Consider the following 23,986-nt stretch of genomic DNA (forward strand, 5'->3'; position numbering starts at 1 on the left):
CCCAACGAGGGGCATCTATCTGAGAGGATAGCCACATGAGCATGACTGACCATCCGGCCGAGCGGCCGGCCAATCCCCGTTTCTCTTCCGGCCCCTGTGCCAAGCGACCCGGTTGGGCGCTTGAGGCGCTCGGCGATGCGCCGCTTGGACGCTCGCACCGCGCCAAGGCCGGCAAGTCCAAGCTTGCCGAGGCCATCGACCTGACGCGCGAGGTGCTTCAGGTTCCCGCCGATTGCCGGATCGGCATCGTTCCCGCCTCCGACACCGGGGCCATGGAAATGGCCATGTGGTCGCTGCTCGGTGCGCGCGGCGTCGACGTTCTGGCCTGGGAGAGCTTCGGCTCGGGCTGGGTCACAGACGTGGTCAAGCAGTTGCGGCTCGACGACGTTCGCGTGCTGGAGGCCGGCTACGGCGAGATCGTCGACCTTTCGACGCCGGACTTCTCCCGCGACGTGATCTTCACCTGGAACGGCACCACCTCCGGGGTTCGGGTTCCCGACGCCGACTTCATTCCCGCCGATCGCGAGGGGCTGACGATCTGCGATGCCACCTCCGCGGCCTTCGCCCAGGATCTGGATTTCGCGAAGCTGGATGTGGTGACCTTCTCCTGGCAGAAGGTGCTGGGTGGCGAGGCCGCGCACGGCATGCTCATCCTCAGCCCGCGCGCCGTCGAGCGGCTGGAAAACCACACGCCGGCCTGGCCGATGCCGAAGATCTTCCGCCTCACCAAGGGCGGCAAGCTGATCGAGGGCGTGTTCCGGGGCGAGACCATCAACACGCCGTCCATGCTTTGCGTCGAGGACTATCTCGACGCGCTCAAGTGGGCGCAGGAACTCGGCGGCCTTCGGGGGCTCATCGCCCGCGCCGACGCCAATGCCGGCACCATCGCCGACTGGGTGGCTCGCACGGACTGGGTGGACTTCCTTGCCGCCGATCCCGCCATCCGCTCCAACACCTCCGTCTGTCTGAAGATCGTCGATCCGCGCGTCACCGCGCTCGATGCGGACGCCCAGGCGGCTTTCGCCAAGGCCATGGCCCAGGCGCTCGAGAAGGAGGGCGTTGCCCTCGACATCGGCGCCTATCGCGACGCGCCGAGCGGCTTCCGCATCTGGTGCGGCGCCACGGTCGAGGCCACCGACGTGGCGGCGCTGCTGCCGTGGCTCGACTGGGCGTTCGCCGTCGAGCTCGAGCGTATCGGCAAGCCGGCCTGACAGGTCACTTCACAAGACAGGTGTTTTCCGGTTTCCGGCAGGGGCGCGCCAGCACAGGCGTCGATGCCCCGCCGGTTCCGGCACGGAGGATTTCATCAATGGCACCCAAGGTTCTTATTTCGGACAAGCTTTCGGAAGCTGCCGTCGCCATCTTCAAGTCGCGCGGCGTCGAGGTGGACTACGAACCGGATCTCGGCAAGGACAAGGACCGGCTTCTGTCGGTCATCGGCCAGTATGACGGGCTGGCGATCCGCTCCGCCACCAAGGTGACGGAAAAGCTGCTGGCGGCGGCCGACAACCTCAAGGTCGTCGGGCGGGCCGGCATCGGCGTCGACAATGTCGACATTCCGGCGGCGAGCGCGCGCGGCGTGATCGTCATGAACACGCCGTTCGGCAATTCGATCACCACCGCCGAGCACGCCATCGCGATGATGTTCGCGGTGGCGCGCCAGATCCCCAAGGCCGACGCCTCCACCCAAGCCGGCAAGTGGGAAAAGTCCAAGTTCATGGGTGTGGAGCTGACGTCGAAGACGCTCGGCATCATCGGCTGCGGCAACATCGGCTCCATCGTCGCGGAACGTGCCATCGGGTTGAAGATGCGCGTCATCGCCTTCGATCCGTTCCTCTCGGAGGAGCGGGCGCTCGCGCTTGGGGTGGAGAAGGTCGACCTGGAGACGCTTCTGGCGCGGGCCGAGATCATTTCCCTGCACACGCCGCTGACCGACAAGACGCGCAACGTCATCGACGCGGCCGCGATCTCGAAGATGCGCAAGGGCGTCATCCTCATCAACTGCGCCCGTGGCGGGCTCGTCGACGAGGCGGCACTGCGGGACGGTCTGGAGAGCGGCCACGTGGGCGGCGCCGGCGTCGACGTCTTCGTCGAGGAGCCGGCAACGCAGAACACGCTTTTCGGCGTGCCCAATCTCGTCTGCACGCCGCATCTCGGCGCCTCGACCTCCGAGGCACAGGAGAATGTCGCGCTGCAGGTGGCCGAGCAGATGTCGGACTATCTCACCAAGGGCGCGGTTTCCAACGCGCTCAACATGCCCTCGATCACCGCCGAGGAAGCACCGCGCCTGACGCCCTTCGTCAAGCTTGCCGAGCGTCTCGGCCTGTTCGCCGGCCAGCTGACCGAGACAAGCATCACCGGGATCCGCCTCGAGTACGAGGGCGAGGTCGCCGAGATGAACGTCAAGGCGCTGACGGCGGCCGCGCTGACCGGGGTGCTGCAGCCGCTGCTGCAGACGGTGAACATGGTCTCCGCCCCGATCCTGGCACGTGAGCGCGGCATTCAGGTCGAGGAGGTGCGCCGCGCCCAGGCCGGTGCCTACGAGAGTTACATTCGCCTGACGGTCAAGACCGAGCGGCAGGAACGGTCCGTCGCGGGCACCGTCTTTGCCGACGGCAAGCCGCGCGTGATTCAGGTGAAGGGCATCAACATGGAGGCCGAACTCGGGCCCCACATGCTCTATGTCACCAACGAGGACAAGCCCGGCTTCATCGGGCAGCTCGGCACGCTGCTTGGCGAGGCGGGCGTCAACATCGCGACCTTCAACCTCGGCCGGCTGATCCAGGGCGGGGATGCCATCTGTCTCGTCGAGGTGGATGGTGAGGTGCCCGACAGCGTGCTGGAGGCCCTGGTCGCGGTGCCGCAGGTCAAGCAGGCCAAGCAGTTGCGGTTCTGAGTTCCTGAACGCGAGCCGGGCCTCAACCCGGACCGGACACAAGGAAAAGGCCGGATCGGAACCTCGATCCGGCCTTTTTGCATTGTCTGTCGTGTTGTCTGATCGATCGTCGGGCGATCAGCTCCGCGTCCAGGCGGCGACCGCCTGATCGACGGCGCGGGTGCCCGGTGTGCCCTTTTCCAGGGTCAGGATGGCGCGCTTGCCGTTCTCGTAGAGCATGGGGATGTCGATCCAGCCCCTGTCCTTGAGAAGCGACAGGTTGCGCTCCTGCTCGTCCGGAACATTGGACAGGGCAACCCAGAAGAAGCCGTCGTTGACCTTCACCGAAGCGCCGATCAGCGCTTCGCCGCGTGCCTCCTCGGTGGTCTTCATGACGAGACCGGGGACCTCGTCCACACCGCGCCCGGCAAAGCCGGACGGCAGGTCGAAGCTGATCTCGAGCAGATGGCTCGCCGGCAGGGAGCTGTCGCGGTTCGGCTTGAGCGACAGGTTGGCCGTGATGCCGCGCTCCGGCACCTCGACGCGGATGCGAAGCACCGTCTCCGTGACGCCGTCCGTGGTTTCTTCGCTCACGCTCCACACGGTCTGGCCGGCCGATGCCTGGCCAGCGCTGCCGGGCTGTGCGCCTTCCTCATACAGGATGGCGCGCTGCGCGACGATACCGCTGCCGTTGTCGGCGGTTGCCGCAGGGGCCTGAGGCGTGGCCGGTGTTGCCTGCGGCGTTTCGGCGGGAGCCTCCTCGGACGCGGCCGGGGTTTCCGGCTGCTGGTCGGACGCGGCGGGCGTTTCCGGGGCCTGCGCGGTCTGCTCCGCCGGGGTCTCGGTTGCCTGCGAGGTCACGTCGCGGCGCGGCTGCTGGGCAGGGGCGGTGGACTCCGCCGCACTGCTCTGACCACCCGGTGTCGAGGGCGTGATGCGCGTCGTGCTCACCGAGCGCGCATCGGGCGCGACGGCCGTCTCGCCGTTCTCGAGCAGGCGTGCGCTGTTCTTGCGCGGGCCGGAGTCCTCTTCAGCCGGCTGGTCGGCGGGCTGCTCGGCCGTGCGGGTGGGCTCGTTCGCCGCCGGCGTGTCGTCGCCGGCAAAGAGATCCATGATGGTGTTGCGCTGCGAATAGCCGATTGCCGCCACGCCGACGAGCAGCAGGAGCACGGCGACACCACCGAGAATGGAGGGAAGGCGCGAGGTGCGCATCGAGCCGTCGAGGCCGGCCATGGCGCGCTCGGCGCGTGCATCGGAGCGCTTGCGGTTGCGATCGCGACGGGAAGAGCCGCCCGGCGCCGCATCGGTGGAGGCCGTGAGAGAGGGCTCCGCGCGGGGGGATTCGGTCGCAGGTGTTTCGCTGCCACCGGTCCCGAGGCTGGGCTCGCGGCGCTGGCCGTTGCCGCCGGCATCGGAGGGCCCGTCCTGGCGCTTGCGCGCCGACACGGTGTCGTCGACGGGTGTAGCCGGGGCCTTGATCTCCGGTGCCGGAGCTTCCGTGGAGGCGGCCGGTCGTGGCGCCGGGGCCCTGGGCTCGGTTGCCCGGGGTTCCGCGGGGCGAGGCTCGGTTGTCCGGGGCTCGGGAGCACGTGGCGCGGGGGCGGCGGGCTCCGCCGCACGCGGTGCGGGAGCCTCCTCGGGCTGCTGGTCCACTTCCGGTTCGGCGGGAGCGGGCGGCGGTGCCTTTGGCGCGGGTGCTGCCGGAGCCTGGGCGGGGCGGGAGGACAGGCCCAGCGAATCGCGGGCGGCTTCCGCCTCGACCCGGCGGATGCTTTCCTCCAGCCGGAGCTGTTCGGCCGTTATTTCCGACGGCGAAAGCGGCGGATCATAGCCTTTCAGCTGCGCGACGATGGCCTTGCGGGCGCGCTGGTAGATCTCGCGCCGCGCCGCTCCGGTGTTCTCCGGAAGGGCGGCCACGGTTTTTTTCAAAACCGGATAGTAATCTGCCATGTTTTCAACTCGTCATCGCCGCATACAGCTCCTCCCGCCGGCCGGCGGGAGGAGAATCAACGCTTAATCCTGAAAAGGATTCTGAACAAGGATTGTGTCATCCCGCTCGGGCGAGGTCGAGAGCAACGCGACCGGTGCCCCGATAAGCTCCTCGACATGCCGCACATATTTGACCGCCTGGGCCGGAAGGTCGGCCCAGCTGCGCGCGCCCTCGGTGGATTCCTTCCAGCCCGGCAGCGTTTCGTAGATCGGCTTCACGCGGGCCTGCGCGCCCTGGGAGGCGGGCAGGTGGTCGATGCGCTTGCCGTCGAGCTCGTAGGCGACGCAGATCTTGATTTCGTCCAGCCCGTCCAGCACGTCGAGCTTGGTCAGCGCGATGCCGTGAATGCCGTTGATGCAGCACGACTGGCGCACCAGCACCGCGTCGAACCAGCCGCAGCGCCGCTTGCGGCCCGTTACCGTGCCGAACTCGTGGCCGCGCGTGCCGAGGAAGTTGCCGACCTCGTTGTCCTGCTCGGTCGGGAAGGGGCCTTCGCCGACGCGGGTCGTGTAGGCCTTGGTGATGCCGAGCACATAGCCGATGGCACCGGGGCCGAGGCCGCTGCCGGCGGCCGCCTGGCCCGACACCGTGTTGGAGGACGTGACGAACGGGTAGGTGCCGTGGTCGATGTCGAGAAGCGTGCCCTGGGCCCCCTCGAAGAGGATGCGCTTGCCGTCGCGGCGCGCGGTGTCGAGCAGCGCCCAGCCGGTGCGCACGAAGGGCAGCAGCTTGTCGGCGACGCTTTCCAGCTCCGCATAGATCGTCTCGCCGGCGATCTCCGGCTCGCCCAGGCCACGGCGCAGGGCGTTGTGATGGGTCAGAAGACGGTCGATCTTGGCCGGCAGCGTCTTGAGGTTGGCGAGATCCAGCACGCGGATCGAACGGCGGCCGACCTTGTCTTCATAGGCCGGGCCGATGCCGCGCTTGGTGGTGCCGATGCGTGCGCCGGGCGATGCCGCGCCTTCGCGCAGGGCGTCGAGCTCACGGTGCAGCGACAGGATGAGCGTCGCGTTTTCGGCGATGGCCAGCGTGTCGGGGCTCACCGACACGCCCTGCTCGGCGAGACGGGTGATCTCGGCCACCAGCGCGTGCGGGTCGATCACCACGCCGTTGCCGATGACGGACAGCTTGCCGCGCACCACGCCGGAGGGCAGCAGCGAGAGCTTGTAGCTCACACCGTCGATGACGAGCGTGTGGCCCGCGTTGTGGCCGCCCTGGAACCGCACGACGACGTCGGCCTGTTCGGACAGCCAGTCGACGATCTTGCCTTTTCCCTCGTCACCCCACTGAGACCCGACGACGACGACATTGGCCATGGCACCATTTCCCCATGAACTGAAGAGTCCTGTGTGGCGGCGTCATGAGCGCCCGCGCACACGAAAAACCCCGGTTTGCTGACCGGGGCGTTGCGACCGGACTATAGCGACGGTTTTCGTGAATGACGACCCCTTGCAGCGTCATTCGGGCGCTCCTTGAGAGCTTTTTCAGTCCTTTTCACCCGCCGGCCGGTCGTTTCGTGCGGCATTTCGCCCGCGATCGGCGCGCGAGGCGCCCGCCAGACGGAAGATCACCGGCGAGGTGCGCAGGAGCCAGACGAAGCGGCCGCGCCGGTTCGCCGGAACGCCCTCGCGCGACACCAGCCGCACGCCGACGAAGGCGACGAAGGCGAGATGCAGCACGGCGGTGTATATGAAGAAGGCCGAGGGGCCGAAGCGGTCCATGACGGCGGAGGCCAGCAAGGGGCCGCACATGGCGCCGAGCGCGAAGAACATGGTCAGTCCGGCCGCGAGCTCCACGTACTGGCCGGGTCGCGCATGGTCGTTGGCATGGGCCGCGGAGAGCGAATACAGCGGCAGGGCGAAGCCGCCGAAGAGAAACGCGCCGGCGAAGATGGCGCCGGGCGTGGTGACGCCGGACAGGAACAGGCAGGAGAGGCCGGCGCCGGCGGTCGCCAGCATCAGGACGTGGCGGCGGTCGGTTCTGTCGGAGGCCCAGCCGAGGGGGAACTGGAATATCGCGCCGGCCAGCACCCACAGGCTGATCAGCAGCGCCAGTCCGTCGGCGTCCATGCCGATGCCCTGCGCATAGACCGGGCCGACCGTCCGAAAGGCGCCGTTGGTGAGGCCGATGGTCAGGCAGCCGACGGCCGCGACCGGCGAGATGCGCCAGATCGAGAAATAGTTGATGCGCGTGACGTCGGAGACCGGCGGATTGCCTTCCCGTGCAAGCGAGACGGGAATGAGGGCGGCGCAGAACAGGAGCCCGGTCATGACCAGGATTTCCGGCCCGCCGCCGCCGAAGGCCGGCAGCAGGAACTGGCCGCCGGTGATCGCGCCCAGGTCGACGATGCGATAGATGCTGAGGATCCGGCCGCGTTCCGCGTTGGAGGACAGCGCGTTGAGCCAGCTCTCCAGCACCATCGCCGTGCCGCAGAAGGCGATGCCGCTCACCAGCCGCGAGGCGGCCCAGGAGAGGCCGGCCGGGGTCACCACGAGCGACAGGATCGCGATGGCGTTGAGCGCGGCGAGCGCCGAAAACACCCGGATGTGGCCGACGCGCCGGATGAGAAGCGGCGTCAGCAGGACGCCCAGAATGAAGCCGGCGTAATAGGCCGAGCCGAACAGGCCGATCGCCGTGTCGCTCAGTCCGTTCAGCCGGCCGCGCACCGCGATCACCGTCATGGCGAGACCGTTGGCGCCCAGAAGCAGGGCGGCCGCCACCAGGAGCGGCACGAGGCGGGACAGAAGCGGCGCGAGCCCCGGTGCCGCCGGGCCTGAAGGTCCCGCGCCGGACTGCGGCTGTGGCTGGTGGTCGGGAGCGTCGGGCATGGCGGAAGAGGTCGCGGCGGGCTGTGATCTGGATGCGCCGCGATGCGGGGCAGGGAAAGAGTGGCCCCTTGCGAAGGCATCGGCAAGCGGCAACTTCAGGGCCGCTCGCCTTTCGGGTGGGGCCGCCCCGCGTGCTTCGGTAGACCGGTCGGATCGCCCGGTTTCAAAGGAGTTCCCCATGAGCCCGCGCCACTGGCTTTTGCTGCTTGCCCTGTCGCTGATCTGGGGGGCGACCTTTCCGATCGCGAAATACTCCGTCGGCACCATACCGCCGCTGGTGCTGACCTTCTTCCGCGTGCTTCTGGCGGCGCTGACGCTTCACATGGTGCTGCGCCTGCGTGGTATCGCCTTCCCGCTGGAACGCCGGCTGTTCGGCGCTTTCCTGCTCATGGGGCTTCTCAACAACGCGATCCCCTTCTCGCTGATCTTCTGGGGGCAGACGGTGCTGCCGGCGAGCCTCGCCTCGATCCTGAACGCGACGACGCCGATCTTCACCGTGCTCGTGGCGTCGCTGGTCTTCGGGCAGGAACGGCTCGCCGCGCATCGGGTCGCGGGCATTCTCATCGGCTTTCTCGGCGTCGCGATACTGCTGGCGGCGGGGCTCGACGTGGGGATCCTGCAAGGGGTGGCGGGGGCCCCGCCCTGGGCACAGCTCTTGTGCCTGGGTGGCGCGCTTTCCTATGCGTTTGCCGCGTCTTTCGCCAAGCGGTTCAGGGGGATGCCGGTTCTTGTCTCGGCCGCCGGCCAGCTCACCGGCTCGAGCATCATCATGGCGCCGCTGGCATTCGCGCAGGCCTTCGGCCTCATCGGGGGCGGATCATTTCGGTTCGAGGTCGCCGGACCGGGCGTCTGGATGGCGGTTGTCGCGCTCGGGGTCGTGTGCACCGCGCTCGCCTATCTGATCTACTTCCGCCTGCTCGTGGAGGCGGGGGCGACCAATGCCTCTCTGGTCACGCTGCTCGTTCCCGTATCGGCCTGCCTGATCGGCGCCGTTGCACTGGGTGAAACGCTGGGCCTGCCGCAGCTCATCGGCATGGGGCTGCTGCTGCTGGGGCTTGTCGTGCTTGACGGACGGGTGCTTCGCGGCGCGCGCGCAGGTCAGGCCGGCGTGTCCGCGGGCAGCACGGAGACCCGTTCGGCGAAGCGGTCGTAGAAGTCGGAAAGCTTGCCGTCGGCGGCCTCGCGACAGGCGGCGAGACAGCTTTCGGCAAGGCCGCGATCGCGTGCCTCGATGGCCGCGACAAGGCGCTCGTGCCGCTCGGCCAGGATCTTGAAGGCGGGGCTTTTGGCAAGGGCAGGATCGCCGACGAGGGCGAAGAGCTTGATCGGCACGCTCTTGCCCTTCAGCGGGATGGCGCCGGCTTCCAGAAAGGCGAAGTCCGGTGCGGCGAGGGCGGTGTCCTGCGAGACCACGCAGTCGGCGCCCACCGCCTTGCAGCTCGACTCGATCCGAGCCGCCACGTTCACGGCATCGCCGATCACCGAGTAGTTGAAGCGCCTGTTTGAGCCCATGTTGCCGACGCAGGCCTCGCCCGTGTTGAGGCCGACGCCGATGCGCACGTTCTTCGTGGGAAGGTCGCGGGCCTGGAAGCGGAAGGCGTCCTCGGCGTTGAGCCTGTCGACGATCGCGACCATGTCGAGCGCGGTGCGGCAGGCGAGGCGGGCGTGATCCTCCACCGTCATCGGAGCGTTCCAGAACGCCATGATGCTGTCGCCGATGTATTTGTCGATGGTGCCTTCGTTGTTCTGGATCTCGTCCGAAAGCGGCGACAGGAGCGCGTTCAGGAAGGCCACGAGATCGGTTGGCGTGAGCTGTTCGGAGATCGGCGTGAAGCCGCGCACGTCCATGAACAGGATGGTCATGTCGCGCATTTCGCCGCCCAGCTTGAGCGCGTCGGGTGCGGTTTCCAGCCGTCTGACCATCTCGGGTGCCAGGTATTGGCCGAAGGCGGCGCGCACGAAACGTTTCTCGCGCTCGGTCAGGAAATAGAGCAGGGCGGTGGTCGCGGCATAGACCACGAACAGATTGGCAAGGGTCGGGTAGACCGGATCGAGCAGAAGACCCTGCGTGCGGAAGAGATGAAGCGCACCGCCGTAGACGAGCGCCGCCAGAACGCCACCGACGAGAGCGGCCCAGATGGCGCCGAGCCAGACGACGAGGGCGATCACCGCGATGCCGATCAGGACCGTGGCGATGATCTCGGCTCCGTCGGCCCAGTCGGGGCGTGACAGGAAGATGCCCGAAAGGATCTGTTCGGCGGCCTGGGCATGAACGGAGACGCCCGGCACCAGGTCGCCGAGCGGGGTGGTGCGGATGTCGTAGAGGCCGACCGACGAGGTGCCGATGAAGACCACATGCCCCTGGAAGAGCTGGACGAGGTGCGCGCGTTTCGACGGGTCGAGGACGTCGGCGGCGGAGACGTAGCGATCCGCCCGGTCCTCGTTGAAATAGACCCAGAACTCGCCCTGGCCGGTGGTCGGGAAGGGGATTGCGCCGACCTTGATGTCGGTCACTTCCGGAGCCCGGCCCGAGATTTCCCCGGAGGCGTCCGACGAGCGCACGATGAAGCCGCTCGCGCCCTGCGCCACCCGCAGCGCCTCCATGGCGAGGCTGGGATAAAGCGTCCTGCCATCGGTAAAGACCATGGGGATACGGCGCACGATGCCTTCCGTGTCCCGGCTCGACAGGCTGACGCCCCCGTCACCGGCGGCGCTTTCGACAAGTTCGGGCAGGCTGTTCAGCGTCGAGGCGAAGGCGGGGACGCTTGCCGCCGGGTTCGAGCCGGCATAGGCGATGCCGGCCTTGAGCTCCGGTCGTCCGCCGCTGTCGTCCGGCAGGACGGCAAACCCGAGCACGACCGGCGCGTTTCCGATTGCCTTGGCGAAGACGCGGTCCGTGTCTCGCAGGCTCAGCTTCAGGGCATCCAGCGCTTCCGGAGGGACGTTCGCACTGCCCTCGCGCGACAGTTCGGGCACATAGGAGTGGGGCGACAGGCGGTCGGGCTCGGCAAAGATCACGTCGTAGGCGATCGCGGCCGCGCCCATGTTGGCCAGTGCCATGGTCAGGTCCGCCAGACGGTCGCGGCGCCAGGGCCACTGGCCGAACCGCTCCAGGGACGCTTCGTCGATATCGACGATGCGGACCGGATACTCTCCCTGGGGGCGGGGCCAGAGGCGCTGATATCCGTCGAACCCGATCAGCCGGATGGAGGTGACAAATCCGGGATCGACCGCGCGCAGGACCGTCACGGCGAGAAGAAAAAGCCCCGCGACGGAGACGATCGTCAGCCGCTTGCGCCGGGTGATCCGCATGTCCGCTTTCCCGCCTTGTCCCCGGTCCTGCCAGCCCGGGCTATTATCCTGCGACGCAACGGGCTACCCCCGGCGCGGCGCGGAACGGTCCGCGCGGGCGACAGGGTAAAGCATTTCGCAGCGCAAGAAAGCACCTTGCCGGCAGGCGGACCGCCGCCGGAAGGACATGCGAAACGGTATGGACGCCGCCGCGTCCCCGGGGATCAGTCGGGGGAGGCCAGCTCGGCCGGGCGACGGTCCAGTTCGCGGGCGCTTTTTTGAACCGCCTTCTGCACCTTCTCGAAGGCGCGGACCTCGATCTGGCGGACGCGCTCGCGGCTGACGCCGAACTCGCCCGAGAGGTCCTCGAGCGTCATCGGGTCCTCCGACAGGCGGCGGGCCTCGAAGATGCGGCGTTCACGGTCGTTGAGCACGCCCATGGCGTCGCCGAGCATCTTGCGGCGCATGTCGAGCTCTTCCTGCTCGGCGATCATGGATTCCTGGCTGTCGCTCTCGTCGACGAGCCAGTCCTGCCACTCGCCGCTGTCCGCCTCGGCGCGGATCGGTGCATTGAGCGAGGCATCGCCGGCAAGCCGCCGGTTCATCGAGACGACCTCGTTCTCGCTGACGCCGAGCTTGGTGGCGATCTCCGAAACCTGGTGCGGCTTGAGGTCACCCTCGTCGAGCGCCTGGATCTTGCCCTTGAGGCGGCGGAGATTGAAGAACAGCCGCTTCTGGTTGGCGGTCGTGCCCATCTTCACCAGCGACCAGGACCGCAGGATGTATTCCTGGATCGCGGCCTTGATCCACCACATGGCATAGGTGGCGAGACGGAAGCCCTTGTCGGGCTCGAAGCGCTTGACCGCCTGCATCAGGCCGACGTTGCCTTCCGAGACGACCTCGGAAATGGGCAGGCCGTAGCCGCGGTAGCCCATGGCGATCTTGGCGACCAGACGCAGATGCGAGGTCACCAGCCGCTCGGCCGCGGCCGGATCGCCGTGCTCCTTGTAACGCTTGGCGAGCATGTATTCTTCCTGCGGTTCCAGCATGGGAAACCGCCGGATCTCGTCGAGGTAACGGCTGAGGCCGCCCTCTCCGGACGTGATGGCCGGAATGTTCTGGGCCATGAACTGCACCCTCCTCTTGCCGGTCCCGCCTGGCAGTCCGGGACATCCGTCCCGGTCAGGCTTTGCGGCGACCGTGTCGTCCCGCCCGCACCTCGCCGGCCCCGGTCGGGTCCCGGGCCATGTCGCGGGTGCTTTCGGGACATCCCGAAACCGGCGCCCTGTCGGCACGCCGGATTTCCGAATATAGGGACGAAATCGACAAAATCAGGGCTCTAAATTGCAAAAATTGAGTCTCAGATGCGCCGAATTGATTCAAGCAGGCGCGTCAGGTCCTCCGGCAGCGGGCTTTCGAAGCGCATCGTTTCGCCGCTGGCGGGATGGGCGAAGGCGAGCAGGCCGGCATGAAGCGCCTGGCGGGGAAAGGCATCGACCACGGCGCGGATATCCTCGGGCAGGCGTGCCGACTTGGTGCGGAAGTGGGCGCCGTAGTCCTGGTCGCCGATCAGCGGGCTGCCGATATGGGCCATGTGCACGCGGATCTGGTGGGTGCGGCCTGTCTCCAGGCGGCAGGCAAGCCGGGAGGCGACCGGCGGCGCGTCCTGCGGACCGAAGCGCTCGATCACCTGCCAGTGGGTCACGGCGTGGCGACCCGAACCGCCGGAGCGCACCACGGCGATCTTCTGGCGATTGGCGGAGGACCGGGCGAGGTCGGCGTCCACCGTGCCGCGCAGGCGGCCCGGCGCGCCCCACACGAGCGCGGTGTACTCGCGCTCCAGCGGGCCGGTGCGGCCATGGTCGGCGAACTGGGCGGACAGAGCCTGATGGGCGGCGTCGGTCTTGGCGACGACGAGAAGGCCGCTGGTGTCCTTGTCGAGACGATGGACGATGCCCGGCCGCTTCACGCCGCCGATGCCCGACAGGCTGTCACCGCAGTGATGCAGCAGTGCGTTGACCATGGTGCCGGACCAGTTTCCAGGGCCCGGATGCACGACGAGGCCGGCGGGCTTGTCGATGACGATGAGGTGTTCGTCTTCGTGGACGACGGCAAGGGGGATGTCTTCCGGTTCGGGCTCCGCCGCCTCCGGCTCGGGCAGCACGAGACCCAGCGTCTCGCCCGCGTTGACCCGGTATTTGGGCTCGACTATGGTCCGCCCGCCGACGTCCACCCGCCCCTCGCGAACGAGGGTCTGCAGGCGGCTGCGGCTGAGCTCCCCGACATGGCGGGCCAGGCAGGCATCGAGCCTCATGCCGGCGTCCTCGACGCCGACCACGACCTCGATGCGCCCCGCGCTCGGGCTTTCCCCTAGAGGGTCATTCACACTGGACTTCGACATGACACATCCGGATTTGGACGACGATCACGACAAGGAAGCGCCGCTCGATCCGGCAATGGAGCGCCTGCAGGCGCGCCTCAAGCGGCTTCTGGGCTTCTCGACACTCGTGATGGGTCTCGGCTTTGTCGCGGTGTTCGCCGCCATCCTCTACAAGCTGAGTGAAGGCGGTTCCGCTCCGGACGCCGCCTCTATAGCCGCAACCATCCTGATCGACAAGAACGAGCAGGTCACCAGCATGAGCTACATCGATGGCCGGCTGGTGCTGCTTCTGTCGGACGGCGACGCGAGTCGGCTGCTGCATGTCGACCCGGCAACGGGCAAGGTGCTCGGCGAAACCGCTTTCGTCGCGCGCTAGAGGCGCTAGCGGTCCAGGAGCGGACGGCGGGTTATCCACCGCCGTCCACATGGCAAAGGGCCGGTTTCAGCCATTTCGCCCGTGCCCGGGGCGCGGGCGTCCTCGCAGCCGGCAAAAAAATCGCGTGGAACCAGACGCGCAGGCTTGCAATCGGCAAGGGGAGGCGGTAGATACCCGCCTCGTCACCAACGACCTGCCGACGCCCCCATCGTCTAGCGGTCTAGGACGCCGCCCTCTCACGGCGGAAACAGGGGTTCGAGTCCCCTTGGGGGTGCCAATTCCTTGAACGACGCTCGACAGAGCGTCCGGGATCTGGCCGGCAAGAAGGCGCAAAGGCGCGGCAGGCGATCGACGCTTTCCTTGAAATTTCAGATTGTTTCCGCGCAATCGGCACATGTTCCGGTCTCGTGTGTAGTCGCCCGCGTGATGACGCGCGCGTCCTGCGGGACGTCCGCGCGTGAGCCCGTTCAAGAGCGTCCAAGAGCCTGTTCAAGCAGCGGTGCGAGGCGCTCCGACTGGGCTTCCGCGCCTTTTTCCGTGAGATGATAGGTGGTGTCGTAGTACCAGTCGACGGGCACACGCGCGCTGGCGGCGTTGCCAATGGTCTCGATGCCGAGGCGCGCGGCCTCCGCCAGCATGTCGGCGGCAAGTTTTTCGACGCCGTCGTTGCAGGGCAGGTCGGGAAATTGCACCGGGCGCAGGATGAGCCGTACCCGGGCGGTCTCGGCCATGGTCCTGGCCTGCCGCAGGATTTCCTCGTTGATGGACTCCGTCGTTGTGGTGAAGCACAGTTTTTCCGCCGTCATCTGGTGCGGGCGGGCGATGCCCACATCGCCGTGGGCCGTCATGACGGACACTGAGTAGGGACCGTGGCGACGCATTCCGAAGCCTGCGGTGAGGCCCGTGGGCATCGTCAGCACCTGAAGCATCGTGGACGGGGCGATGACCGAGAGGTCGCCGATGGCCAGACGCAGGCCGCTCGACAGATCGGTGTCGAGGGAGCGCTCCAGAAGCGTGTCGTACTCGGGGGACCAGACCACCGTGTCTCCGGGCGCCGATGCGTCCACGGCCAGGCGCAGATTGGTGATTGCGCCCATGCCCGCGTGAAGGCCGAAATTCATTACCGGTCGGTCGAGCGTGCGTGACAGCCACCCCGCATCCAGTCCGAAATAGGTTGCCGAGCCACCCGCCAGCACCACGCGCGGGCGTGGCAGGGCCGCAAGGCGCTCGCGCTTGGCCTCGTACCAGCTTCGGATGGATGCGATCTCACGGCCCGGAAAGGCGGCGCTGAAGGCGAGCTTCACCGGCAGCAGGACAAGAAGCGCGATCACAAAGGCGCGCAGGAAGGGCGTGCCGCCCGTTGCCGGGTCCTTGAAGCGGGAGAGGTCCGGGGGCGTTGCGGTCATGGTCAGAACTGGAAATAGATGAAGGGGCTCGGCCGCGCCAGCAGCGAGATGGTGAACCAGGCGGCCAGCGCCAGCACCACGGCGAAGGCCGTCGTGGGGGCGACGAGATTGGTACCGGCGAACCGGGCCAGCGGGCCGAACGCGGGCAGGCGCACGGGCCCGAAACGGGCAAGCATGTGGGTGTTGGGCGCCAGGAAGCACAGCGAAAACAGCAGCACGATCAGGATCAGCGGCTGGTGGATCCGCGAGGCGCGAAGGACTTCGCCGTCGACCGCCGACACGCCGATGGCGGCGAAGGCATTCGCCACCGTACCGTCGCCAAGCCATGCGGCGGGAAGCGAGACACCGTTGACGCCGAACATGGCCGAAAGTACATGCAGTGCGCCGCCCACGGTTTCGGCGCGGAAGAAGACCCAGGCCGAAACCACCGCAAGCAGCGTCAGGATGTGGGCGAGCGCGGGATGGGCGAAGGGGTCGTGGGTGATGAGCCCCGCTTTCCCGAGATCGCGCCAGGCGTGGTTGACGATGATGAAGCCGGCGTGGGCCAGCCCCCAGATCACGAACGTCCAGCCGGCGCCGTGCCAGATGCCGCCGACAAGCATGACGAGGAAGATGTTCCTGTACCGGATGGCGATCCCGCGCCGGTTTCCGCCAAGGGGTATGTAGAGATAGTCGCGCAGGAAACGGGACAAGGTGATGTGCCAGCGTTGCCAGAACTCGATGATGCTGGCCGCCTTGTAGGGGGAGTTGAAGTTGATCGGCAGCAATATGCCGAAGAACAACCCCAGCCCGAGTGCCATGTCCGAATAGGCCGAGAAATCGAAGTAGATCTGCAGTGTGTAGGACAGCGCGCCGATCCAGCCTTCCAGCGGGGTCAGCGGCACGGCCTTTTCGGCCGCGTCGAAGACGGGGCCGGCAAAGGCTGCCATGGCGTCGGCAAGCGCGATCTTCTTGAACAGGCCGGCGGTGAAGTAGACGACGCCGGTGGCGGCCATGGCCCGGCGGGCATCCCGGTCCGGCGGGTGGCGGAACTGCGGCATCATCTCCTTGTGGTGGACGATCGGACCCGCGATGAGCTGCGGAAAGAAGGAGATGAAAAGCGCGTGGTCGAGAAGGCTCGGCGCCCTTGTGTCATGCTTCCAGGCGTCGGCGAGAAACGCGATCTGCTGAAAGGTGTAGAAGGAAATGCCGATGGGCAGGACGATCTGCGCCAGATGAATGTCCAGGCCAAAGGCGGAACTGATCTCGCCCACGAGGAAGTTGACGTACTTGAAGTAGACCAGCGCGGCCAGATTGAGTGTCACGCCGAGTGTGAGAAGCGCCGCCCGTCCGCGACGCCGGGCCCGGTCCATCGACAGGAGGCGGTGGCCGATCGCGTAGTTGATCAGGATCGACGCGACGAGGATCAGAAGGTGCGGGGGGCTCGCCCAGCCGTAGAAGACGAGCGAGGCGAGCACGAGAAAGGCGCGACCGGCGCGCTCGGGCGCGAAGCGCCGCAGAAGCAGGAAGCCTGCAAGAACGACTGGCAGAAAGCCGAACAGGAAGACGGGCGAAGGGAACAGCATTCAGGCAGCGGCTCTTGGCTGGAGCGGCCCGGCGCGGGACGTCCGCGCACGGGACCTCATGACGACGCCGGGCCGTCCGTGCCGGTGGCGCGGGCCTTGGCATCTTCCTTCATTCTTCCGCGCGCGGCGCGGATGCGCGCTGCCAGCGACTGGGTGCGCTCCGTGCCACGGCTTCCGGCGCCCTTGCGCGCGGGTATCGCGGCATCCGCGTCGTCGGCTGCGTCCGTTGCGCCGTCACTCCGGTCCGGGCCGGAGGCTGCGGTGTCAGGGGTAGAGGTGCCCGGGGCGGAAGCATCAGGGGCTACCGCCGCTTCCAGGGCCGCGAGATCCTCGTCCGAGCCGAGGTTGGCGACGATCCCGGCGGCCAGTTCGGACAGTTCGTCCCGCAGCGCCATGAGATCATCATTGGAATGAAGGTCGGCCCGAAGGCGCGCATTGTCCGCCTCGAGCCGCGAGACGCGCGCCGCCATCTGGCCCGCGCGGTCGCCGTTGGGATCGCCGGAGGTCGTGGAACCGGGCTCCCCGTCCGCCAGGATCGACAGGCGCGCGATCTCGGCGCGCGCCGCGACGAGATTTGACTCGGCGGCGAAGAGGCGATCGTCGCGCGTGCGCAACTCCTTGCGCAGCAAGGCCGTTTCCTCGTCCGTTGAGGTCTTCCGGGGCTTGTCGCCGGATGCGTTCGGGGACGCGGCGGAGGTGGCCGCGTCGCGCTCGCGCCGCAGTGCCTCGATCTCGCTCTTCAGGGTGCCGACCTCGCCCTCAAGCCGGGCGATCTCGGCAAGATCCGCGCTCCGGTCGACAGCCGGTTCGCCAGCGGCGGCGGGCTCCATGGTGTCGACGGACGCGGCGGGCTGACCGGTCTCCGTCTCGGGGCGCGAGGCGAGGCGCTGCACCGTGCGCTCCAGCTCGCGAACCCTGGCGCGGGCCCGTGCCAGGGCTTCTTCGTGTTCGACGAGCTCCTGGCGCAGTCCGTCCTCGCGCGCATTCGCCTCGGAAAGTGCCTGTTCGCGGGACGCGAATTCCTTGCGCAGATCGTTGGCGATCGCCTCGGCCCGGTCGCGGGCGAGACGGTTTTCCGCCGCCGATCTCTGCAGGCGCTCGACGCCGGCCTCGAGCCTGCGGTACGCGACTGCGTGGCTCGCGCGCAGGCCGCCGATCTCGGCGCGCACCTCGGAATGGGTCATGGGGGTCGTGGCCTCGACCGCGCGGCGGGTCAGGCGAACCGCGCGCCGCCAGACGGCCGGCAGGATCGCGATCGCCAGCAGGCCGGCGATGCAAAACCCGAGAGCCACATACATCGCCGCTTCAATCAAGACGGATCACCCACTTCAACACCCGGCCGCGCGGCATGTTCCGGGGCCGGAAGGTCGCATGGCGCCGGGACGCGACGCGGGTCGATATGGCCGCAGCCGCCCGTCCTGCTCACCCTGATGCCGGCCACGTCTTCCGTCCTCGTCGCCTCGGGGCCGGTGTATGGCCCGGATCAATGCCCGGGCTCCGGCCTCCGGCTCGACCGGGTCGTCCGGTCGGACCATTCGAACTGCATATCTGACCAATCCGTCCGCCGGCGTTGCCTGCGCGAAACGGTGCCCCGGGATGGCGGTTCGGGTTCGCCGCGTGCGGCATGACAAAAGCCGCTTCGCGAGGAATGACCCTCCGTCATCCTGCCAAGACCGTCTTCTGATTACCCGACATGAGGGCTTGCGCCAAGTCGGGAGCCGGCCCGGAGGCGCTTTTTCGCAAGCATCGCGGCGCGGGTGTCACGCCGCGATGCGGATGCGCGTTCCGGGAAAGCGACGGGTCAGAACGGATTCCAGGTCGGTTTGTCGGTGAACTTGAGGTAGCCGACGTTGACCCCGAGCCGGGCACCGAGGCCGGCGCGCACCGGCACGACGTAGATGTCGTGGTTGGACAGGACGGTCATGCCGAAGCCGCCGACGAGATAGGCGGAGCCGTTGACGCCGACATAGCGGCGGAAGATCGCCGAGGTGTCGGGAAGATTGTAGACCAGCATCATGACGCGGGCGCCGTCGCCGCCGAAGTCCCAGCCGAAGGAGGGGCCCTGCCAGAACACCTTGTGGGTGCCGGCGTTGCGTGTGTAGAGCGCGCCCTCGCCATAGCGTGCGCCGGCGAGGATGGCGCCCGAGCCTTCCTCGCCCAGAATGTAGCCGTTGGGCTGTCCGTACTGCTGCACGGCACGTTCGATCACCGAAGCCAGGCCACCCGAAATCTGGCCGAAGAAGCGGTGTCCGGCACCCACCAGCTCATCCTGGCTGTATTGTTCGGGAGCCTGCGCGCGTGCGCGGTCCGGGGCACCGGCAAGCGCCAGGGCGAATGCAAGGGCAAGGGTCGCCGCGAGCCGCCCGGAAAAGGCGAGGGAAACCGCGCGTGCTGCTCTCATGTCGTTTGTTCCTTCCCGCTGGTCCTTCAAGGCCAGCCCGGCGACGCAGGCCGTTTCCCGCTTGCCGTTCCGCCCGGTCCGGGCGGCGGTCATGCCGGCAGACGGTTGCCGGGCAAGGGGAATCGGGGACACACTCGCGAGCAAGCGTCGTCGGGGCTGATTCGGTGTCAGAGTGTAAGCGAAATCGGAAGACATTATGGTGGTGGGCGCATAGCCGTCGCGCCTGCGTCCTGCTCCTCGCCCTCGCGGTTTTCGCGGCCGCTGCGGCGGGTGGCGCGCAAGCGGTCCGGGCGAGCGATTTCGCCACCGATCCCATGCGCGGCTACGCGCTCGGCGGACGCGATCCGGTCGCCTATTTCACGCAGCACAAGGCGGTGGAGGGGTCGGAGCGCCATGAGCTTTCCTGGGGTGGCACGCGCTGGATCTTCCGCAACGAGGGCAACCGTGCCGCCTTCGAGAAGGCCCCGCTCGTCTATGCCCCCGCCTTCACCGGCTGCGACCCCTTCGCGCTCGCGGACGGTTTCGTCGTGTCCGGGAACCCGGCGCTGTTCGCGCTCTACCGGAACCGGCTGCTCCTGTTCCACTCCGACATCAACCGGTTTCTGTTTCTTGCCGACCCCCAGAACCTGTGGGACATGGCGCTTGGAAACGCCGGCCGGCTGGGATGCGAGCCGTGACACCGACCGGCCTGCGCCTTGGCAGCATCCTGACGCAGGTGTAACGCTTTTCCCGAATCCGCGAATCACGCGGCCGACGCAAGCCCTCTCGAGGACGACGCCATGACCTCCATCGACGATCTCAGCGCCCTGGATCTCGCCGCCCTTGTCGCAAGCCGGGTGTGCCACGACATCATCTCGCCGGTTGGCGCGATCACCAATGGTCTCGAGGTTCTCGACGAGGAGAACGCCGAGGACATGAAGGAATTCGCCATGGACCTGATCCGCAAGAGTGCGCGGCAGGCCTCGGCGAAGCTCCAGTTCGCCCGTCTCGCCTTCGGCGCGGCAGGGTCCGCGGGCGCGGAGATCGACCTGGGCGATGCCCATTCGGTGGCCGCCGGGTTCCTTGCCAACGAAAAGGCGGACCTCGACTGGCAGGTTCCCCGGCTGCTGATGCCCAAGAACCGGGTCAAGCTTCTCCTGAACCTGATCCTGCTCGCCAACCAGTGCGTCCCGCGCGGCGGTCTCATCACCGTGACCATGAGCGGGGAGGCGGCCAATCCGCGTTTCGAGTTGAAAGTAACGGGATCCACAACCAAGGTTCCCGCCGTTGTACTTGACCTGACTGCCGGGCACGATCCCGAGAGGATCGACGCTCATACCGTGCAACCGGTCTATACGGTCCTTCTTGCGCGTGATTCCGGTATGGATTTAGAAGTTGTTAAGCAAGAAGATGGAGTGAGTATTACTGCCAGCAGCAAAGAATGACATTGCCTCGTCAAGTGCTGCAAGGTTTCAGCCTATCTTAACAGTTTGACGCGCATTCTCACCTGAACGGGATGGGGATCCGGGTTTCAGGGCCCGGGTCGAGTACCAGTAACCAGTCGGGTGAGCGTTGCCATGGACGACCTGCTTAGCGAGTTCCTTACAGAGACGAATGAGAGCCTCGACGTCGTTGACGTCGAGCTCGTGAAGTTCGAGCAAGAGCCGAACAACGCGAAGATCCTCGACAACGTCTTCCGTCTCGTCCACACCATCAAGGGAACCTGCGGGTTCCTGGGACTTCCGCGCCTCGAGGCGCTCGCCCATGCCGGTGAGACGCTCATGGGCAAGTTCCGCGACGGTGCGCCGGTCAATTCCGAGGCGGTCTCGCTGATCCTCAACTCCATTGACCGGATCAAGGACATCCTCGCGGATCTCGAGGCGTCCGGCGGTGCCGAGCCCGAAGGCAGCGACGACGACCTCATCTCCGAGCTCGAGCGCATGTCGCTGGCCGCCGAGGCCGCGCGCGCCGGTGGCGCCGAGGTCCAGGAAGAGCCCGTGGCCGAGGAGGCCGCCTCCGAGGAGCAGGCCGAGCAGACGCTGGAGCGTCCGCTGCGTCCGGGCGAGGTTTCCCTCGACGAATTGGAGCGCGCGTTCCGCGAGGCCGAGGTCGAGGTCGAACTTCCCGTTGAAGCCGCCGCCGAGACGAATGCCGAGGCAACCGCCGACGCGGAGATGATGTCCGCGCCCGTCGCCGCGGCAGCAGCGGCCGCCAAGATGGCTGCCGTGAAGGAAGAAGTGAAGTCCGCGGCCAAGCCCGCCGCCGACAAGGCCGAACATCCCGAGCACGGCGAGAAGAAGGCGTCGGTCTCGAGCCAGTCGATCCGCGTCGCGGTCGAGACGCTCGAGCACCTGATGACCATGGTCTCCGAGCTGGTTCTCACCCGTAACCAGCTTCTCGAGATCTCGCGTCGCCACGAGGACTCCGAGTTCAAGGTTCCGCTGCAGCGCCTGTCCAACGTGACGGCCGAGCTGCAGGAAGGCGTCATGAAGACGCGCATGCAGCCGATCGGCAACGCCTGGCAGAAGCTGCCGCGTATCGTGCGCGACCTCAGCCAGGAGCTCGACAAGCCGATCGAACTGGAGATGGTCGGTGCCGAGACCGAGCTCGACCGGCAGGTGCTGGAGCTGATCAAGGATCCGCTCACCCACATGATCCGCAACTCGGCGGACCATGGCCTGGAGATGCCGGCCGACCGCCGCGCCGCCGGCAAGCCGGAGAAGGGCACCATCACGCTGTCCGCCTATCATGAGGGCGGCCACATCATCATCGAGGTCAAGGACGACGGTCGCGGCATCGACGTGGACCGGGTCAAGGCCAAGGTTCTGGAGCGCGGCCTGTCGACCGAGGCCGAACTGGAGAAGATGACGGATCAGCAGATCCACAAGTTCATCTTCGCCGCGGGCTTCTCCACGGCCGCCCAGGTCACCAGCGTCTCCGGACGTGGCGTCGGCATGGACGTGGTGCGCAACAACGTGGAGCTGATCGGCGGCACGATCGACCTGCGTTCGGCGCCGAACCGCGGTTCGAGCTTCATCATCAAGATCCCGCTGACGCTCGCCATCGTCTCGGCGCTGATCGTCGAGGCCGGCGGCGACCGTTTCGCCATTCCGCAGCTTTCGGTGGTGGAACTGGTGCGCGTCCAGACCAACTCCGAGCACCGCATCGAGCGGATCAAGGACACCCCGGTGCTGCGCCTGCGCAACAAGCTGCTGCCGCTGGTGCACATGTCCTATCTGCTGGGCGTGGACGGCAAGCATGCCGGCTCCGAGATCGATGCGGACACCGGCTTCATCGTGGTGATGCAGGTGGGCAGCCAGACCTTCGGCGTGGTCGTCGACGGCGTGTTCCACACCGAGGAAATCGTCGTCAAGCCGATGTCCACGATGCTGCGGAACCTGACCATGTTCTCCGGCAACACCATCCTCGGCGATGGTGCGGTGATCATGATCATCGATCCCAACGGCGTCGCCTCGGCGATGGCAAGCCATGCCTCGAGCGTGGTCGCCGAGACCGAGCGCAAGGAAGCCGAGGAGGCGATCACCGCCCAGCTCGACGGCCAGACCAGCGTGTCCATGCTGCTCTTCCGCGCCGGATCTCCGGAGCCCAAGGCCGTGCCGCTGTCGCTGGTCACGCGCCTGGAGGAGTTCGAGGTCTCCAAGATCGAGCAGTCCAACGGCCGCGATCTGGTCCAGTATCGCGGGGCGCTCATGCCGCTGGTCTACATCGACCCGATGCAGACGCGTCGCGGCGAGGGCACCCAGCCGATGCTGGTGTTCTCGGACGCGGGACGCTCGATGGGCCTCGTGGTCGACGAGATCGTCGATATCGTCGAGGACCGCATGAACATCGAGGTCGGGTCGGACCGTCCGGGCATCCTGGGCTCCGCCGTCATCAAGGAGCGCGCAACCGAGATCATCGACCTGGGCTACTACCTGCCGCAGGCCTTCGAGGACTGGTTCATGCGCAAGGAGATGGACATCGCCGCGCTGACCAAGAAGGTGCTTCTGGTCGACGACTCGTCCTTCTTCCGCAACATGCTGACGCCGGTTCTCAAGGCGGCCGGATACGACGTGACGGCGGTCACCGGTGCCCGCCAGGCGCTGGAACTTCTGGAGAACGGCGACACGTTCAACGCCGTCGTCAGCGACATCGAGATGCCGGAGATCAACGGCTTCGAGTTCTGCGAGGCTCTCCGGCGCGACCCGCGCTTCCGCAAGCTGCCGGTCCTGGCGCTTTCGGCGGTGGTGTCGCCGGCTTCCATCGAGCGCGGCCGCCAGGCCGGCTTCGACGACTACGTGGCGAAGTTCGACCGTCCGGGTCTGATCGCTTCGCTCAAGGACATGTTCTCCGGTGAGATGGGGATTGCGGCATGATGCACAATGACAACCTTGCGGCCACCGCCGAGGACTCGATCCAGTATGTGACGGTCGTGATCGGGGGCCAGCTCTTCGGCCTTCCGATCTCCCAGGTCCACGACGTGTTCGTGCCCGAGAGCGTGACCCGGGTGCCGCTCGCGGCGCCCGAGGTGGCCGGTGTCCTCAACCTGCGCGGCCGCATCGTCACGGCGATCGACATGCGCAAGCGCCTGCATCTGCCCGAGCGCGACGAGAACAGCCAGGTGATGGCCGTCGGCATCGAGCACAAGGGCGAAAGCTACGGTCTCGTGATCGACACCGTGGGTGAGGTGCTGCGCCTGGCCAACAGCTCCAAGGAGCCCAACCCCTCGAACCTGGACAAGCGCTGGGCCGAGATTTCGGGCGGCGTTCATCGCCTCGACGGCAAGCTCATGATCATCCTCGACGTGAGCCGGCTGTTCGGAGCCATGGTCGACCCGCTCGCCGCGGCCTGACCGGCCGGATATCTTTCTGACTTGCCGCAAGGCGGCATTCGGG

The 23,986-nt window shown here is 67.3% G+C and carries 18 protein-coding genes and 1 tRNA gene; 9 read left to right on the forward strand and 10 right to left on the reverse strand.

All coding sequences use genetic code 11. The features are described from left to right. Positions 1-35: 35 nt before the first annotated feature. Positions 36-1,211, forward strand: coding sequence for a phosphoserine transaminase (locus ACYX4S_RS00940; protein WP_476361535.1), 1,176 nt, complete (start codon positions 36-38; stop codon positions 1,209-1,211). 98 nt (positions 1,212-1,309) lie between these two features. Next, a complete protein-coding gene (gene serA / locus ACYX4S_RS00945; RefSeq protein WP_476361536.1) occupies positions 1,310-2,896 on the forward strand; it encodes a phosphoglycerate dehydrogenase in 1,587 nt (528 codons plus the stop codon). A gap of 117 nt (positions 2,897-3,013) precedes the next feature. Here serA and ACYX4S_RS00950 read toward each other — a convergent pair whose 3' ends face one another. From ACYX4S_RS00950 to ACYX4S_RS00960, 3 genes are all read right to left on the reverse strand, one after another. After that, complete coding sequence (locus ACYX4S_RS00950) at positions 3,014-4,825, reverse strand: hypothetical protein (RefSeq protein ID WP_476361537.1); 1,812 nt, start codon at positions 4,823-4,825, stop codon at positions 3,014-3,016. Between the two features lie 63 nt (positions 4,826-4,888). Continuing rightward, complete coding sequence (locus ACYX4S_RS00955; RefSeq protein WP_422069882.1) at positions 4,889-6,181, reverse strand: adenylosuccinate synthase; 1,293 nt, start codon at positions 6,179-6,181, stop codon at positions 4,889-4,891. Positions 6,182-6,349: 168 nt separating this feature from the next. Continuing rightward, positions 6,350-7,693: an MFS transporter gene (locus tag ACYX4S_RS00960; protein WP_476361538.1), complete on the reverse strand. Its 1,344-nt coding sequence runs from the start codon at positions 7,691-7,693 to the stop codon at positions 6,350-6,352. Between the two features lie 178 nt (positions 7,694-7,871). On the opposite strand from ACYX4S_RS00960, the gene ACYX4S_RS00965 reads away from it, so the two are divergent. Beyond that, on the forward strand, positions 7,872-8,846 hold the full coding sequence (locus tag ACYX4S_RS00965) for a DMT family transporter (protein WP_476361539.1): 975 nt from the start codon (positions 7,872-7,874) through the stop codon (positions 8,844-8,846). Here ACYX4S_RS00965 and ACYX4S_RS00970 read toward each other — a convergent pair. The 3 genes from ACYX4S_RS00970 to ACYX4S_RS00980 all read right to left on the reverse strand — a co-directional run bounded on the left by ACYX4S_RS00970 (position 8,792) and on the right by ACYX4S_RS00980 (position 13,370). Next, positions 8,792-11,005: a CHASE2 domain-containing protein gene (locus ACYX4S_RS00970; protein ID WP_476361540.1), complete on the reverse strand. Its 2,214-nt coding sequence runs from the start codon at positions 11,003-11,005 to the stop codon at positions 8,792-8,794. The genes ACYX4S_RS00965 and ACYX4S_RS00970 overlap by 55 nt on opposite strands. 203 nt (positions 11,006-11,208) lie before the next feature. After that, positions 11,209-12,111: an RNA polymerase sigma factor RpoH gene (rpoH, locus tag ACYX4S_RS00975; protein WP_422069878.1), complete on the reverse strand. Its 903-nt coding sequence runs from the start codon at positions 12,109-12,111 to the stop codon at positions 11,209-11,211. A gap of 233 nt (positions 12,112-12,344) precedes the next feature. After that, positions 12,345-13,370, reverse strand: coding sequence for an RluA family pseudouridine synthase (locus tag ACYX4S_RS00980; RefSeq protein WP_422070261.1), 1,026 nt, complete (start codon positions 13,368-13,370; stop codon positions 12,345-12,347). 13 nt (positions 13,371-13,383) lie between these two features. On the opposite strand from ACYX4S_RS00980, the gene ACYX4S_RS00985 reads away from it, so the two are divergent. Together ACYX4S_RS00985 and ACYX4S_RS00990 are read left to right on the forward strand one after the other, a co-directional pair. After that, positions 13,384-13,740, forward strand: coding sequence for a hypothetical protein (locus ACYX4S_RS00985; RefSeq protein WP_422069877.1), 357 nt, complete (start codon positions 13,384-13,386; stop codon positions 13,738-13,740). Positions 13,741-13,941: 201 nt separating this feature from the next. Next, positions 13,942-14,017, forward strand: a tRNA-Glu gene (locus ACYX4S_RS00990). A 190-nt stretch (positions 14,018-14,207) separates the two neighbouring features. Here ACYX4S_RS00990 and ACYX4S_RS00995 read toward each other — a convergent pair. The 4 genes from ACYX4S_RS00995 to ACYX4S_RS01010 form a co-directional block, all read right to left on the reverse strand. After that, positions 14,208-15,146 (reverse strand): hypothetical protein, encoded by a 939-nt coding sequence (locus ACYX4S_RS00995; protein ID WP_476361541.1) that lies wholly within the window; start codon positions 15,144-15,146, stop codon positions 14,208-14,210. A gap of 2 nt (positions 15,147-15,148) precedes the next feature. After that, the gene (locus ACYX4S_RS01000) at positions 15,149-16,711 is read right to left on the reverse strand and encodes an MBOAT family O-acyltransferase (RefSeq protein ID WP_476361542.1); all 1,563 of its coding nucleotides are present in this window, start codon (positions 16,709-16,711) and stop codon (positions 15,149-15,151) included. 56 nt (positions 16,712-16,767) lie between these two features. Next, a complete protein-coding gene (locus tag ACYX4S_RS01005; protein ID WP_476361543.1) occupies positions 16,768-18,024 on the reverse strand; it encodes a hypothetical protein in 1,257 nt (418 codons plus the stop codon). Between the two features lie 488 nt (positions 18,025-18,512). Beyond that, positions 18,513-19,112, reverse strand: coding sequence for a DUF1134 domain-containing protein (locus ACYX4S_RS01010; protein ID WP_422069873.1), 600 nt, complete (start codon positions 19,110-19,112; stop codon positions 18,513-18,515). Between the two features lie 314 nt (positions 19,113-19,426). Here ACYX4S_RS01010 and ACYX4S_RS01015 point away from each other — a divergent pair, with 314 nt between their 5' ends. From ACYX4S_RS01015 to ACYX4S_RS01030, 4 genes are all read left to right on the forward strand, one after another. Then, a complete protein-coding gene (locus tag ACYX4S_RS01015) occupies positions 19,427-19,789 on the forward strand; it encodes a YHS domain-containing (seleno)protein (protein WP_476361544.1) in 363 nt (120 codons plus the stop codon). 102 nt (positions 19,790-19,891) lie between these two features. Continuing rightward, a complete protein-coding gene (gene chpT, locus ACYX4S_RS01020; protein ID WP_422069871.1) occupies positions 19,892-20,536 on the forward strand; it encodes a histidine phosphotransferase ChpT in 645 nt (214 codons plus the stop codon). Positions 20,537-20,668: 132 nt separating this feature from the next. Continuing rightward, positions 20,669-23,467 carry a hybrid sensor histidine kinase/response regulator gene (locus ACYX4S_RS01025; protein WP_476361545.1) on the forward strand — a complete coding sequence of 933 codons (2,799 nt, stop codon included), beginning with the start codon at positions 20,669-20,671 and terminating at the stop codon, positions 23,465-23,467. Further along, positions 23,467-23,943, forward strand: a complete 477-nt coding sequence (locus tag ACYX4S_RS01030; protein WP_476362797.1) for a chemotaxis protein CheW — start codon at positions 23,467-23,469, stop codon at positions 23,941-23,943. Before ACYX4S_RS01025 ends, ACYX4S_RS01030 begins: the two co-directional genes overlap by 1 nt. The last annotated feature ends 43 nt before the right edge of the window (positions 23,944-23,986 follow it).

It is taken from the genome of Stappia sp. ABD4_338 (genome assembly GCF_056312175.1).

Bases quoted from the DNA above. Each gene is read 5' to 3' on its own strand.
- ACYX4S_RS00940 (WP_476361535.1), top strand. From the start codon at position 36: ATGAGCATGACTGACCATCCGGCCGAGCGGCCGGCCAATCCCCGTTTC.
- serA (WP_476361536.1), top strand. From the start codon at position 1,310: ATGGCACCCAAGGTTCTTATTTCGGACAAGCTTTCGGAAGCTGCCGTC.
- ACYX4S_RS00950 (WP_476361537.1), bottom strand. From the start codon at position 4,825: ATGGCAGATTACTATCCGGTTTTGAAAAAAACCGTGGCCGCCCTTCCG.
- ACYX4S_RS00955 (WP_422069882.1), bottom strand. From the start codon at position 6,181: ATGGCCAATGTCGTCGTCGTCGGGTCTCAGTGGGGTGACGAGGGAAAA.
- ACYX4S_RS00960 (WP_476361538.1), bottom strand. From the start codon at position 7,693: ATGCCCGACGCTCCCGACCACCAGCCACAGCCGCAGTCCGGCGCGGGA.
- ACYX4S_RS00965 (WP_476361539.1), top strand. From the start codon at position 7,872: ATGAGCCCGCGCCACTGGCTTTTGCTGCTTGCCCTGTCGCTGATCTGG.
- ACYX4S_RS00970 (WP_476361540.1), bottom strand. From the start codon at position 11,005: ATGCGGATCACCCGGCGCAAGCGGCTGACGATCGTCTCCGTCGCGGGG.
- rpoH (WP_422069878.1), bottom strand. From the start codon at position 12,111: ATGGCCCAGAACATTCCGGCCATCACGTCCGGAGAGGGCGGCCTCAGC.
- ACYX4S_RS00985 (WP_422069877.1), top strand. From the start codon at position 13,384: ATGACACATCCGGATTTGGACGACGATCACGACAAGGAAGCGCCGCTC.
- ACYX4S_RS00995 (WP_476361541.1), bottom strand. From the start codon at position 15,146: ATGACCGCAACGCCCCCGGACCTCTCCCGCTTCAAGGACCCGGCAACG.
- ACYX4S_RS01000 (WP_476361542.1), bottom strand. From the start codon at position 16,711: ATGCTGTTCCCTTCGCCCGTCTTCCTGTTCGGCTTTCTGCCAGTCGTT.
- ACYX4S_RS01010 (WP_422069873.1), bottom strand. From the start codon at position 19,112: ATGAGAGCAGCACGCGCGGTTTCCCTCGCCTTTTCCGGGCGGCTCGCG.
- ACYX4S_RS01015 (WP_476361544.1), top strand. From the start codon at position 19,427: ATGCGCGGCTACGCGCTCGGCGGACGCGATCCGGTCGCCTATTTCACG.
- chpT (WP_422069871.1), top strand. From the start codon at position 19,892: ATGACCTCCATCGACGATCTCAGCGCCCTGGATCTCGCCGCCCTTGTC.
- ACYX4S_RS01025 (WP_476361545.1), top strand. From the start codon at position 20,669: ATGGACGACCTGCTTAGCGAGTTCCTTACAGAGACGAATGAGAGCCTC.
- ACYX4S_RS01030 (WP_476362797.1), top strand. From the start codon at position 23,467: ATGCACAATGACAACCTTGCGGCCACCGCCGAGGACTCGATCCAGTAT.